Source organism: Saccharicrinis fermentans DSM 9555 = JCM 21142, from assembly GCF_000517085.1.
GTDB classification, from domain to species: Bacteria; Bacteroidota; Bacteroidia; order Bacteroidales; family Marinilabiliaceae; genus Saccharicrinis; species Saccharicrinis fermentans.
In genome coordinates, this window is the sequence record NZ_KI912107.1 from 893,638 (window position 1) to 907,335 (window position 13,698).

The 13,698-nt window shown below is 37.8% G+C and carries 9 protein-coding genes and 2 pseudogenes; 5 read left to right on the plus strand and 6 right to left on the minus strand.

Annotated elements, in window-relative coordinates:
- Window positions 1-113 precede the first annotated feature (113 nt).
- Window positions 114-830 (plus strand): hypothetical protein, encoded by a 717-nt coding sequence (locus tag CYTFE_RS0103825; RefSeq protein ID WP_152541938.1) that lies wholly within the window; start codon window positions 114-116, stop codon window positions 828-830.
- A 122-nt stretch (window positions 831-952) separates the two neighbouring features.
- Window positions 953-2,139, plus strand: a pseudogene (locus CYTFE_RS24870) (IS256 family transposase).
- A 394-nt stretch (window positions 2,140-2,533) separates the two neighbouring features.
- Here CYTFE_RS24870 and CYTFE_RS0103835 read toward each other — a convergent pair.
- Complete coding sequence (locus tag CYTFE_RS0103835; RefSeq protein ID WP_027470738.1) at window positions 2,534-3,547, minus strand: helix-turn-helix transcriptional regulator; 1,014 nt, start codon at window positions 3,545-3,547, stop codon at window positions 2,534-2,536.
- A gap of 663 nt (window positions 3,548-4,210) precedes the next feature.
- Between CYTFE_RS0103835 and CYTFE_RS0103840 the strand changes: the two genes are divergently transcribed.
- Together CYTFE_RS0103840 and CYTFE_RS0103845 are read left to right on the plus strand one after the other, a co-directional pair.
- Window positions 4,211-5,311: a slipin family protein gene (locus CYTFE_RS0103840; protein WP_027470739.1), complete on the plus strand. Its 1,101-nt coding sequence runs from the start codon at window positions 4,211-4,213 to the stop codon at window positions 5,309-5,311.
- A 156-nt stretch (window positions 5,312-5,467) separates the two neighbouring features.
- Window positions 5,468-6,631, plus strand: coding sequence for an RtcB family protein (locus tag CYTFE_RS0103845; RefSeq protein WP_027470740.1), 1,164 nt, complete (start codon window positions 5,468-5,470; stop codon window positions 6,629-6,631).
- Window positions 6,632-6,698: 67 nt separating this feature from the next.
- Here CYTFE_RS0103845 and mnmE read toward each other — a convergent pair whose 3' ends face one another.
- Window positions 6,699-8,114 carry a tRNA uridine-5-carboxymethylaminomethyl(34) synthesis GTPase MnmE gene (mnmE, locus tag CYTFE_RS0103850; RefSeq protein WP_044214266.1) on the minus strand — a complete coding sequence of 472 codons (1,416 nt, stop codon included), beginning with the start codon at window positions 8,112-8,114 and terminating at the stop codon, window positions 6,699-6,701.
- A 384-nt stretch (window positions 8,115-8,498) separates the two neighbouring features.
- A pseudogene (locus tag CYTFE_RS31020) lies at window positions 8,499-8,699 on the minus strand (methyl-accepting chemotaxis protein); the annotation flags it as partial.
- Window positions 8,700-9,184: 485 nt separating this feature from the next.
- Here CYTFE_RS31020 and sucD point away from each other — a divergent pair.
- Window positions 9,185-10,054 (plus strand): succinate--CoA ligase subunit alpha, encoded by an 870-nt coding sequence (gene sucD / locus CYTFE_RS0103870; RefSeq protein ID WP_027470742.1) that lies wholly within the window; start codon window positions 9,185-9,187, stop codon window positions 10,052-10,054.
- 368 nt (window positions 10,055-10,422) lie between these two features.
- On the opposite strand, the gene CYTFE_RS24880 is transcribed toward sucD, so the two are convergent.
- The 3 genes from CYTFE_RS24880 to CYTFE_RS0103885 all read right to left on the minus strand — a co-directional run bounded on the left by CYTFE_RS24880 (window position 10,423) and on the right by CYTFE_RS0103885 (window position 13,644).
- Window positions 10,423-10,944: a GNAT family N-acetyltransferase gene (locus tag CYTFE_RS24880; protein ID WP_052522369.1), complete on the minus strand. Its 522-nt coding sequence runs from the start codon at window positions 10,942-10,944 to the stop codon at window positions 10,423-10,425.
- A 105-nt stretch (window positions 10,945-11,049) separates the two neighbouring features.
- Entirely contained in the window at window positions 11,050-12,696 is a 1,647-nt protein-coding gene (gene hcp, locus CYTFE_RS0103880) for a hydroxylamine reductase (RefSeq protein ID WP_027470743.1), read from the minus strand.
- A 66-nt stretch (window positions 12,697-12,762) separates the two neighbouring features.
- Complete coding sequence (locus CYTFE_RS0103885; RefSeq protein ID WP_027470744.1) at window positions 12,763-13,644, minus strand: ATP-binding protein; 882 nt, start codon at window positions 13,642-13,644, stop codon at window positions 12,763-12,765.
- Window positions 13,645-13,698: the final 54 nt, after the last annotated feature.

A 13,698-nucleotide genomic window follows, 5' to 3' on the forward strand; every position in this document is an offset into this window, starting at 1 on the left:
CCTCTTACAATTGTTCTCTTTACTTTATACCTTAACTTCGTTTTTTTATATTTGAATATAGTATAGAAATATGTTATAGACATATTTTTAAGAAACAATAAATGAAAACAATTATGAAAAAGTATTCGGTTCTATTATTTCTGATTTTTGGGATTATTATCTTGTTTATATTACCGAGAATTTTTATTAAAAGTACATGGGGATTTGATTTTACTACTAATAATGCAAGTAATATAGGAAGTGCAATTGGTGGTGTTACAGCTCCAATTATTGGAGTCTTAAGTAGCTTTTTAATATATTTTGCCTATAACGAGCAAAGAAGAGCAAATAAAAAAGCGGATAATAAAAGAAACTTTGATATTCTTTATACCTTATTTAATGACACAAAAAAACGTTTCTTTGAATTGCAATATAAATCTATAGAAGGTGCAGATAATCAGGGTAAATATGCATTAAATGTATTTAGGAATGACGTGATCTCACAAGCTGCAATTGAAGCTGGGGGAAAGCCTAAAAATTTAACTAAAGTTTTAAATACAAGTTATAGAAATGAACTTATTGAATCTTTAGATTTAATTTCTTTGATTAAAAAAAATACAGATACAGGTTATAGTTTACTTCAAAATGAAAGAGAATTATTGATAAAATCATTAAGTTTATTTTTCTATAAAAATTTAAAGATCCAGTTAAAAGATATAGAGGATAGCCTTAAAGACTTAGATGATATTAAGGTTTGTGGTAGGATAGAACCTACTGGAACAAAACAACTTAAAGTATTAAAAGAATCCGTTTCAGGCCTTTTAATCTGCTTTGACGGGAATGTAAGCTGAACACTTTCCTGTGATTATTTTTACGTTTTCAAAGAGACTGTAAACTCAACTCTGTCCATAATTTAGAAATTATATTTTTGAGGATTATGGAAAAAAAAGAATTGAACCCCGAGTATATCGCTATGCGTGATATGGCACTCGAACAGTTAAAGAGCGGTAAATCCCTGACGGGTAAGGGTGGAGTATTTACACCCATTATAAAGGAGTTTTTGGAGAGCGCTTTGGAGGCCGAGATGGACGAGCATTTGACCTCCGAGCGTCGCTCCCAGGGCAATAAGCGCAACGGCAAGGGTAACAAAACGGTTAGATCCGAAGGCGGTAGTGTGGACATTGAACCGCCCTATGACCGCCACGGGGATTTTGAGCCCGAAATAGTAAAGAAGCGGCAGACCGTTTTGGCAGACAGCCTTGCCCCCAAATTATTAGCCTTTACGGCAAGGGTATGAGCCTACGTGACATCGGATCATATATCCGGGACATGTACGACGTTGAGGTTTCCCCAACCGTTTTGAGCAACATTACCGACAGGGTGATCCCACAGGTCAAGGAGTGGCAGAACCGACCCCTAGACGATGTTTACCCCATTGTTTGGATGGATGCTATGCACTACAAGGTAAGGGACGGGGGAAGGGTAGTATCGCGCGCCGTATACAATATTTTGGCTATCAACAAAAGCGGCAGGAAGGAACTCATAGGGATGTACATTTCCGAAAGCGAGGGCGCTAACTTCTGGCTGTCGGTATTGACAGACCTAAAGAGTCGCGGAGTAAAGGATATCCTGATTGCCTGTACGGATAATCTGACGGGTTTTTCACAGGCGATATTAAGCATATTCCCCGATACAGAAATTCAAAAGTGCGTGATACACCAAATTCGGAATTCGCTCAAATACGTGGTCTCCAAAGACCAGAAAGAATTTATGAAGGACTTGAAAAAAGTGTACCAAGCCCCAACCAAGTCACAGGCCGAGAGCGAGCTGATTAACCTAGAAGTAATGTGGGGCAAAAAGTACCCCGTGGTGCTGCGTTCGTGGAACGACAACTGGGAGGAGCTGTCCGCTTACTTTAAATATGACGCCCCCATTAGGAAACTGATTTATACCACAAACGCCGTCGAAGGCTTCCACAGGCAGGTTCGCAAGGTAACCAAGACCAAGGGTGCGTTTTCCAGCGACATGGCTTTGATGAAACTCATTTATCTGGCCACCGAAAACATATCGAAAAAGTGGACTCAACCCATACAGAACTGGGCATTGACAGCCCAGCAGCTTTGTATCATGTTTGAGGGGAGGTTTGTTATCAATCTGTGAGCACACACCAAATTATAAAAGCGAAGGTAGGTCCGCTTATGAGTTCTGCCAAGGGTATATAAACGGCTTCGTACCTCAGCCGCCCTTGGCAAAAATCATAAGCTCCCCGATGAAGCTTTTAGAAATTGGTTAAAAGAAAAATAATGAGTTAATTTGAAATCGTAAAAAAACAACAGGACAGAGTTCAGCTAACATTCCCTACTTATTATCAGCTTCATATGCTCATTCTACCTGAGTGAAATTATCTTCTTTACGTTTTCTGTTTTACACTTTTATGAAAGTGTTTTTCGTTATATGTATTTAGATATAATTAGTAGTTAGTTATGCTTTTTATATCTTAATGCATATAATATTATTAATCAATACTCAATTACGAACGCACTGCGTTCGTAATCTATTTGTTGTATTGTTCATAGGCTTTTGTAAGCAAATCACTCATTTTTTTCCTTAAAGAAGGAGGAGATAATACTTCCAATGCTGGTCCAAAACCTAGGAATAATCGTTCCAATTCATAATTTGGTATTAATTTAATACTGATGATAATTCCATTATCGTTTTGCTCAATGAGTTTCTGCGTCCAATGGATGGGTTTGGTTAAAACGTAAGGTGCGTTTTCTGAATTGATGGCTAATTTTATTATTCTTGGTTCAAGGCCATGATTGACGGTAACACCAATAATGTTTTCATAATAGGAGTCCGGATGAAAAGTTTCATCCATTTTAAATTTAATATTCTCAGCTGGTTGAAAAGATTCAATACGATCCAATGCTAAGGTGATAATTGTTTCTCCTTTTGTTTTTCTTCCAACTAAAAACCATCTATTATTAAACTCTTTTAGTAGATATGGATGAAAATAGATGCGTTGTGATTTCCTGGCTTTAAAAGATTTATAATTAATGATAATGACTTGCTGTTTAAGAATCTCTTCGTATAATCCATTTAGATGCTCAAGACCTTTTAATTCTTCGTTGCGTTCAATATGTATGATTGGACGAGATTGATTTTGCTCAGTATGTATTTTGTTCTCTAATTTCTGTATTAATCCTGTCATCTCTTTAAAATGACTAAATCCTTGAAACTGCTTTAAGATTTCTATTGCATCCGTTAGTTTATCTAAGTCCTGATTTGACAAGGGTAAATTCGTAATTGAATAATCAGGATCTTCATAAGTGTAGTACTTTTTATCGGTGATGATGATAGGAGCATTATATCCCAATTTCTCACTTCGCATGGTTTGAATATCCAATTGAATGGTACGTTTACTAACCCCTTTGTCAATTCCCTCAAACTCATATAAAGCATCAGAACAAGTTTCAATTAAATCCTCTAAAGTCCACTTCCTATATCTGTTACGCAAGCATTTATCAATAGTAGTATATCTAATGAGGGCATTCCTATTAACTGGCATATTGTATTTTTTTTAAGAAAAATAGAAAAAATATTCTACTACGCAAAAAGATTGCGCAGTAACGATGAATCTTTGTAGAGTCAATCAGACAAACGTTCTTTGAATACACTCACTTTTGTGATTAAAAATATTTCTTCTCTGTATGAGAGGATAAAGACATGATTAAAACAAAGTTTCAAGGCTTGATGTAAGTTTCTGTATAGCTTCATAGTATTGGCTTAGTAAAGTTCAATGTGCTACTTGTTTTTTTGCTTTTTTTCATACCCGATGTGTGTTGGAGGTTCGAGTCCTCCTTCTGATAAATGTCAGAATAGCTAAAATAGGTAGAGCAACATCTCTAATTGGTAAGGTCGCAAGACTACAGGTTCGAACCCTGACTCTGAGTTAACTACTCACTTTTTAACAGTTACATGAAAGTAGAGTGACTAATAGCCGGTATTCATTTTCGGATGATAACAATCTTTGGCTTACTAGCGAATGAGGTGTAATGATTATTGCGGATAATTACTTACTCTATAGATATGCAATTCAGATTATCGAATTCAATCCATAGATAAACTAATTGTTCAGAAATAGTGATTCTCTAATTCCCGTTACCAAAGATGGCTTTGTCGCTCTGCTTATTTATTAAATGAATGATTAACAAACTAAAAATACCTAAAGATGAAACGAATAAGAATAAACAAAGGTAAAATCGGTTTAGTATTTAGAAATGGAGATTATATTAAAATATTAAAAGCTGGTACTCATTGGGTGTGGTTCTTTGATAAAGTAGGGATTTGTAATATGTCGCAACCATTTACAGTATCTATGGAATTAAACATCTTGTTGCAAGATGAAGAATTAGCCGACATGTTAGAAGTTGTAGAAGTGTTGGATAATGAATTGGTATTGAAATATGAAAACGGAGTATTCAATGAAGTGCTTAAGCCTGGGCGTTATGCGTATTGGAAAGGATCAACGAACTATGCCTTTAAAAAAGTAGATTTAAGTAAGGTAGATATTACCGAAGATATACCTGTAAATATTCTTTATAAAACTGATATTTTTCCTTATGTAAGAATTTATCGTGTAGAGTCGTACGAAAAAGGTTTGTTGTTTGTTGATGATAAGTTTATTAAAGAGTTAAACCAAGGTGTATATTGTTTTTGGAAAAATAATACACCAGTACTAGTTATGAAAGCAGATTTGCGTCAAACACAACTAGAAATCTCAGGTCAGGAATTATTAACAAAAGATAAAGCAGCGATTCGAATCAGCTTTTTTTCTACGTATAAAGTAGTAAATGCGATGAAAGCTTTAACAGAAAATCAAGATTATAAGAAGCAATTGCATGTAACGCTTCAGTTAGCTTTGCGAGAATATGTGGGTACGTTAACCTTGGATGAAATATTGGAGAGAAAAGAGGAGGTGGCTGATTTTATTATGGGTTCCGTACGCGAAAAATCTGTTGATTATGGTATAGAGTTATCTGATGGTGGTATTCGAGATATAATTTTGCCAGGAGAAGTTAAAGAAATCATGAATCAGGTATTGGTGGCACAAAAGAGAGCTCAAGCTAATATTATCACGCGCAGAGAAGAAACAGCATCTACACGAAGTTTATTGAATACTGCTAAATTGATGGAGGATAATACTATGCTTTTTAAGTTAAAAGAAATGGAGTATGTGGAAAAAATTGCAGATAAAATCAATACTATTTCCTTATCCGGTGGTGGACAAGTAGTAGATCAGTTAAAGGAGATATTTTCTACTGATAGATAAAAAATAGAAAACATTAAAGAATCCCATTTAAAAAAATGTCACATAGAGTATGACCAGAACCTAATGGGAGTAAGTAAAGAATTATGGTGTATTGGTTTTAATTCCTGTACATCAGTCTAAATACTTTATACTTGTGTCTTGATATTAAAATTAAATATGAAACAAGTTATATCAACAGAAAACCGACCTATAAAAATGTGGTTGGACGAAATAGAAGAGAATGCCTTAATTCAGGCAAAAAACATGGCCAACTTGCCCTTTGTACATAAGCATGTTGCTTTAATGCCAGACGCGCATATGGGCTATGGAATGCCTATAGGTGGTGTATTGGCCACCAAAGGTGTTATCATTCCCAATGCTGTAGGCGTTGATATTGGATGCGGTATGTGTGCTATGCGAACCAGTATAGGTGATGCTGATTCTGATACATTAAAGAGTATCATGAGTCAAATACGAAAGCTGATTCCTGTAGGATTTAATTGGCATAAAGAGGCTCAAGATGAAAAATATATGCCAAATATGGATGTGTTACCCGCAATTGTTGAACGACATATTATAAAAGCCCAAAAGCAGATTGGTTCTTTAGGCGGTGGAAATCATTTTATTGAAATTCAACACGGATCGGATGGTTATATCTGGGTAATGATTCATTCTGGGAGTAGAAACTTAGGCAATCAAGTAGCTCAATTCTATAACAAAAAAGCGAAAGCTTTAAACGAACGTTGGCATGCTTCAGTTCCAGCTTCATACGACTTAGCATTTTTGCCCATCGAAACGGATGAAGCACATGCTTATATGAAAGAGATGAATTATTGTGTAGATTTTGCTTTTGCTAACCGTCGTTTAATGATGGAGCGTGTGCAACATGCTTTTCAATCAGTTATGAAAGGAGAAGTGGAGTTTGATGAATTAATAAACATTGCCCATAACTATGCTGCTTGGGAGAATCATTTTGGCGAAAATGTGCTGGTTCATCGTAAAGGGGCAACCAGAGCACGTTTAGGTGAATTAGGTATTATTCCGGGATCACAAGGAACCAAATCATATATCGTGGAAGGTTTAGGAAATCCAGAAAGCTTTGAGTCATGCTCGCATGGTGCAGGTCGTGTAATGGGGCGTAAACAAGCGCAACGAGAGTTAGATTTGAACACTGAGATCAAGCGTTTGGATGATAAGGGCATTATTCACGGCATTCGTCATAACAAAGATCTAGATGAAGCGGCAGGAGCCTACAAGGATATTGATACCGTAATGGCCAATCAACAAGATTTAGTTAAAGTAAAAGTGGAGTTGGAGCCTTTGGCAGTGGTGAAACGGTAGAGAAAAACTGGTGTAAATAACCAGTTTTTTTGCTATTAAAATTCAATTATTCGCCGTCGTCGGACGACTATTTTCCGATACAGAAATTTTTAAATATATTGCCCAGTACTTCGTCAGTTTGTATTTCACCACCGGTTATTTCACCCAGAAACACCAGTACCTCACGGATATCCTGAGCCAGAAAATCGCCTGAAATACCTTTTTGCAGTCCGTCGACAACACGTAGTATTGAAGAGTGAGAGCGTTGTAAGGCTTCGTAGTGACGGGCATTGGTGACGATTACTTCGTCATTGTCTACAGCTTTTAGATTGATGATTTTTATCAATTCGGCCGATAGTTGGTCTATTCCCGTTTGTTTCTGTGCCGATATGGAAATGATGGTATCAGTTCCTGACAGATCTTGGAATTTTGTTTTGTTGAATCGTTTTTCCACTTCCTCTGGGGGCAACAAATCAATTTTATTGATGGCCACTATTAATTTTTGATCTGCATTCATTTTATCTTTGACTTCGGCGATGGCCTCATGTATTTTCTCATCGGGGTCATTGATGTCGAGCATCAAGACAACGATGGACGCAGATTCTATTTTACTAAAAGTACGGTTTATGCCTAGGTTTTCGATGGTGTCGGTGGTTTTTCGTATGCCAGCAGTGTCGATAAAACGGAACGAGATACCTTCTATATTGATGGTATCTTCAATAACATCCCGGGTGGTTCCATGTATGTCAGATACGATGGCACGTTCTTCTTGCAGGATTGTATTAAGTAAGGTAGATTTACCCGCATTGGTATGACCAACGATAGCCACCGGGATTCCATTTTTGATGGCGTTACCCAAGGAGAAGGAGTGGAGTAGTTTCGACAATAGTTGTTCAATTTCGTTGATGAGATCAATCAACTGCTGGCGGTCGGCAAATTCCACGTCTTCCTCGCTAAAGTCCAGTTCCAGTTCAATGAGAGAGATGAAATTGAGTAGGCGTTCGCGCAGGCGCATTAATTCGTTGGAAAAACCACCTTTCATTTGTTGCAAGGCTACCCTGCGGGCTGCTTCACTCTTAGAGGCAATAAGGTCAGCCACGGCTTCTGCCTGTGAAAGATCCATTTTTCCGTTCAGGAAAGCTCTCTGGGTGAACTCTCCGGGAGCAGCCATTACAGCCCCATTTTTGATGAAGAGTTCCAATACCTTTTGTTGGATATATGGAGCCCCGTGGCATGATACCTCCACTGTATTTTCTCCGGTAAAGGAGTTGGGTGCTTTAAAAATACTTACTAATACCTCATCTAGTTCTTTCCCGTTATCCATCAGTGATCCAAAATGAATGGTATTGGCTGCCTGATTGGTCAGTCTCTTTCCTTTTTTGGCTGCGTTAAAAACCCTGTCACAAATGAGAATGCTTTCAGGGCCAGTCAATCGCACAACTGCAATGGCACCCGCCCCTTGAGCGGTAGAAACAGCGACTATCGTATTGTTTAAGTCTATCATTGTATTTTTATTTGCTGCAAATTTACAGAATGCAGTCGAATAACAAAGCGGAAGATCAAGAATGATCTTCGTCTACGGAAAAAAAGCGTAACATATCCTGCATGTCAATGGATTCATTAAATAAGATATCTGCTTCAGTGGAGATTTCCTGCGCCATGGATGCAATTTTTTGGGTGTGTATATCCAATTCATTGATTGCACTGGCTATTTGTATAGCCTCCTTTTTTTGTTCCTGCGATGATTGGGCGATGGTTTGAATAAACTGGATGGTCTGGATAGATTCGGTATGAATATTTTGAATACTAACACTGCCTGTATCGGAGTACTTCTTCCCTTTACTGGAGATGTTGGCTATTTCAGAGGTAATGATTTGGGATCTTTCTGCTAGTTCACGGATTCCTTTGCCACCACACCGAAGCCTTTGCCTGTATGACCGGCCTTGGCGGCTTCTATGGAAGCATTGAGAACCAGTATATTGGTCTGCATGGTGATTTCTTTGACGCTTCCCGACTTATGGATGAGTTGATCCATCATCTGGATGGCTTGTTGGTTCTGTTCCAGACTCAAATCTATTTTTTCGATGGATTGGGTTCCTGTTGTGGCTAGCTATTGTGCAATCTTAAGATCTCGCCAATGTTTATTAAAGTTCATATTTTTGCCTAGAATAAAGAAGTTAATGCTTGTAGTAAATTTTGTATTTATTGTCTGTAGGTTATTGCGTGCAAAAATAGATCTATGTGTATATAGGCTCATTAGCTGAGTATTAATTGAAAATTATGGTTTTATTTATTTTTATTGTTAATTAAATATGGCGTTTGCTGTGGTTTTTAAGGCGCATTATCTTGCCTAATTAGCTTACGTTAAGAGGAAAGATGTTTAGGGTAAGTGCTTTTTCCACTTTGAGTTATAAAATCAAAAAAAGAGATTTATATTCTATTAATTAATTGATAAAGCACTGTTTGCGACTAAAATGTTAGGTATTTGGTATTAACACAAAAAAACAAATTGAAGGCTTGGCTGTTGTCTAAAATATTCATACTTTGTTAATCCAATATTTAGATATTTTATTTATGAGCGTATTAGTAACAGATAAATCGAATGTGATAGTTCAAGGTTTTACCGGCAGTGAAGGGACTTTTCACGCTTCTCAAATGATTGAATACGGTACTAAGGTAGTAGGAGGTGTAACGCCTGGTAAAGGTGGCACAACTCATTTGAATCTACCTGTTTTTAATACGGTAAAAGAAGCTGTTGAGAAGGTGCAAGCCGACGTGTCTGTCATCTTTGTTCCCCCAGCCTTTGCTGCGGATGCAATTATGGAGGCTGCGGATGCGGGGATAAAAGTGGCCATTGCTATTACCGAAGGAATTCCTACTGCCGATATGGTGAAGGTAAAAGATTATTTACAACATAAAGAAACCCGTTTGGTTGGTCCCAACTGTCCAGGAGTGATATCTCCAGGCTTAGCGAAGGTGGGCATTATGCCTGGTTTTATTCATGCCAAAGGAAAGATTGGTGTTGTTTCTCGTTCGGGTACTTTGACCTATGAAGCAGTGGATCAGCTTACCAAAGAAGGCTTGGGGCAGAGTACGTGTATTGGTATTGGAGGTGATCCAATTATTGGAACTACGACCAAAGAGGCCGTTGAATTATTGATGAATGATCCGGAAACCGAAGGTATTATTATGATTGGTGAGATTGGAGGTGGTATGGAAACCGAAGCGGCACGGTGGATAAAGGAGAATGCCACTAAACCGGTTGTTGGTTTTATAGCAGGACAAACAGCACCTAAAGGGCGCCGGATGGGACATGCCGGTGCTATTATTGGTGGGGCAGAGGATACTGCTGCAGCTAAAATGAAAGTGATGAAAGAATGTGGTATTCATGTGGTGGAATCACCTGCTTCATTGGGAGCTACCATGAAAAAAGCCCTTTCCTAAGACAAGAAAATATATAATTAATCTTTGTAAGAAAAAACAGTTGTTTTCTTGCAGCCACTAATTATGATCATCTATTGAAAAACCTTTGGCATTTATGTTGGAGGTTTTTTTTGCATGAATGCGGTATCTAATTGGAAAATAGATGATGAATTGAAATTTTGGTCCATCAAGTAACAGTTTGATTTACTTTAATTTATTATAGCGTGAGCTATGGTGAGTCAAAAAAAGTATCCAAGTGAGGTATTAGAACTTCGTTATTGTTAGATTATGATGTTCTATATTTCTATCATCAGAGGTTCAACTTTGTGGGATGATTCTGTTTTGTTCAAAAAAAATATTTTGAGCTCTTTATCATGAAAAGAAGCTTGCTAAGGTGCGATGGTTATTTTTTTTTCTTCAACGATGGTTTTGTAGTGTACAAAGCCTGCTTTCTTATAACTCCTGATGGCATTGGGATGATCCAAATCGCAGGTATTTAATTGCACTTGAGTAGGATTAAAAGACCAGGCCAGGTCGATGGCTTTTCGTAAAAAGTATTTTCCATACCCTTTACCAATAAAATCAGAAAGTAAGCCAAAGTAGAGCATTTCAATATGCTTCCCCTCTTCAACAAGTTCACAATAACCTGCGAGACTTTGATGAACAAGAAAAGTGTAGATATGCGTTTGGGGGCTGTTTATTTTCTTAAGAAGTTTGGTATCTTCCATAAAGATTCTATCTAGCCAGTTATAAGCTTCACCAACCTCGGTATATAATTTTCTATACCAATTTATGTCTATTGGTTTTTCAATATGAACGATATTGGTATTTTCAATATTGCTCTGGGGATGTGGGGGAGGAGTTATCATTTTAAGAAAGTACACCTCTGATTGTATCGTATTATAGTTCATGACAGTTTTTGTTTGTGTCAAAAATAAAAATCCCCCGTTGAATACACAACGAGGGAACAAACAAAAAGTGTACTAAGAATATCTTGAGCCACTAAATAGGTGAGGCTATGCAAGAATCATTCTTTCAATATCATCTTTAACGTTGGTAATACCACCAATGCCGAAGTTTTCGATTAATACATTTGCTACATTAGGAGATAAAAATGCAGGTAAGGTAGGTCCCAGATTTATATTTTTAACACCGAGGCTTAATAAGGCCAATAATACGATGACAGCCTTTTGTTCGTACCAAGCGATGTTATAAACAATTGGAAGGTCGTTAATATCATCAAGACCAAAAACTTCTTTTAGTTTTAACGCAGTTACTGCCAATGAGTAAGAGTCATTACACTGTCCGGCATCCAATACCCTTGGTATACCACCTATATCTCCCAAAGGAAGTTTGTTGTAGCGAAATTTCGCACATCCGGCAGTTAAGATTACAGTATCATTGGGTAGTTCAGTAGCAAATTCACTATAGTACTCACGCTCATTCATTCTACCATCACAACCTGCCATCACAACAAATTTCTTGATAGCACCACTTTTAATAGCATCAACCACTTTATCAGCCAATTGCAGTACTTGGTTATGAGCAAATCCACCTACTATTTCACCGCTTTCAATTTCAGTAGGAGCAGCACATTTTTTAGCGTGTTCTATAATGGCGCTGAAATCTTTAGCCTGCCCATTTTGTCTGTCCGCAATATGTGTACATCCGTCGAAACCACTGGTTCCGGTTGTATACACTCTATCCTTGTAGCTATCTTTAGGAGGGACGATACAGTTGGTTGTGAATAAGATAGGTCCATTAAAGCTTTCGAACTCTTCTTTTTGTTTCCACCATGCGTTGCCATAGTTACCTACGAAATGTGTATACTTTTTAAATGCAGGATAGTAGTTGGCAGGTAGCATTTCGCTGTGGGTGTAAACGTCTACACCAGTTCCTTCGGTTTGTTTCAATAGCTCTTCCATGTCTTTCAGGTCATGACCTGAAATAAGGATAGCAGGATTATTTTTAACACCAATATTTACGGATGTAATTTCTGGGTTACCATAACTTTCTGTGTTTGCTTTATCTAACAGCGCCATGACATCCACTCCAAATTTTCCACATTCCAACACTAAGCCTACCAGTTCGTCAACTCCCAAATCATTATTGGTAGATGCCACCAATGCTTTTTGTATAAACTCACATACTTCCTTGCTTTCGTATTGAAGGTTCATAGCGTGTTCTGCATAAGCAGCCATACCTTTAACACCATAAATTAAAAGCTCTTTTAAGGAGCGGATATCTTCGTTTTCGATAGAAAGAACACCGATGGCAGGAGCTACTTTCAGAAAGTCCTCTTGGGTTGAGCCCACGTAATTAACACTATGTTCTTTCGTAGGAAGCTCAATTCCTTTTGCTGTTAATTCTTCTTTGAGAGCATCTCTTAGTTCAATTCCCTCTATGATTTTAGACTCTATTTTTCCACCATCAAAATTTGCATTGGTGATGGTGATAAATAAAGCATCGATCATGTACTTATAGGCTTTATCACTGGCTAATTGGTTATTTGCTGCAATGGTATTTACGTGCGCCAATCCTTTGGTCACAAATAATAATACATCTTGAAGTGCGGCTACCTCATCGGTTTTACCACATACTCCTTTGATTGTGCAACCTGTTCCTTTGGCTGCTTCCTGACATTGATAACAGAACATACTCATGATTAAATATTTTAATTGTGATTGATACGTGTTATTTATATATTATTTTCTATTGCATTTTCCAGGTTAAACCCATTCTTCGCTTAATACCTCTCCCTCAATAGAGATGACGGCTTTCTTAATGGGAATTTTTCTAGAGGCCAGCTGTAAAGCTTGGTTTGCGAGTCCCATTAGGCCACCGCAACAAGGTACTTGCATAATTACAACGGTCAAGGAATTGATTCTGGCATCGTTAATTAGAGAAACCAATTTATTTAGATACGTGTCCATGCCATTATCCAACTTAGGGCAAGCTATGGCCAATACTTTGTTTTTTAGAAATTTGGAATGAAAATCACCCATGGCAAAAGGAACACAGTCTGCAGCCAGCACCATGTCCGCTTCCTTAAAGAAGCTAGCTGCGGGATTGATCAGGTGCATTTGCACCGGCCATTGTTTTAACTGAGATGGTTGAGGCGTAACAGGAGCTGTATCAGCCAAAGAAAAGGCGGTACGTTTAATTTCTCTACTTTGCGAACCAGGGCAGCCTCCACCTTGGTGTGCCATTGTGGGTGTTTCTTTTTTTCCGTGCATCGTATCTATTACTTCTTGCAGATCAAAATCATATTTATCCGTATTATTCTTTAAAAAGGCCATGGCTTCTTTCACAAAGCCCATTTCGTTATGGTCTTTCAAGTGTTTAAGGTGGGCAATAACGGTATTGAATCCTTTACTAACCATTATTTCCATCACTTTGGTTTCGTCATAGGGATCCGCCTCTCTTCGTTCGATTTCCATGGCACCCTGCGGACAGTGACCCAGGCAAGCGCCCAGTCCATCACACATCAGGTCACTGATCAATCGGGCCTTTCCATCGATAATTTGTAATGCTCCCTCGTGGCAACCAGGAATGCATTGGCCACAACCATTACATAACTCTTCATCAATTTTAATTACGTCTCTTTCCATCACCTTTTGTTGTTTGTTTACTGCAAATATGAGGCGATTTGTAGTGTCATGCTT

Coding starts and splice junctions, on each gene's coding strand:
- mnmE (WP_044214266.1), bottom strand. CDS start 8,114: ATGATAGACTTAAACAATACGATAGTCGCTGTTTCTACCGCTCAAGGG.
- hcp (WP_027470743.1), bottom strand. CDS start 12,696: ATGAGTATGTTCTGTTATCAATGTCAGGAAGCAGCCAAAGGAACAGGT.
- CYTFE_RS0103825 (WP_152541938.1), top strand. CDS start 114: ATGAAAAAGTATTCGGTTCTATTATTTCTGATTTTTGGGATTATTATC.
- sucD (WP_027470742.1), top strand. CDS start 9,185: ATGAGCGTATTAGTAACAGATAAATCGAATGTGATAGTTCAAGGTTTT.
- CYTFE_RS0103835 (WP_027470738.1), bottom strand. CDS start 3,547: ATGCCAGTTAATAGGAATGCCCTCATTAGATATACTACTATTGATAAA.
- CYTFE_RS24880 (WP_052522369.1), bottom strand. CDS start 10,944: ATGAACTATAATACGATACAATCAGAGGTGTACTTTCTTAAAATGATA.
- CYTFE_RS0103845 (WP_027470740.1), top strand. CDS start 5,468: ATGAAACAAGTTATATCAACAGAAAACCGACCTATAAAAATGTGGTTG.
- CYTFE_RS0103840 (WP_027470739.1), top strand. CDS start 4,211: ATGAAACGAATAAGAATAAACAAAGGTAAAATCGGTTTAGTATTTAGA.
- CYTFE_RS0103885 (WP_027470744.1), bottom strand. CDS start 13,644: ATGGAAAGAGACGTAATTAAAATTGATGAAGAGTTATGTAATGGTTGT.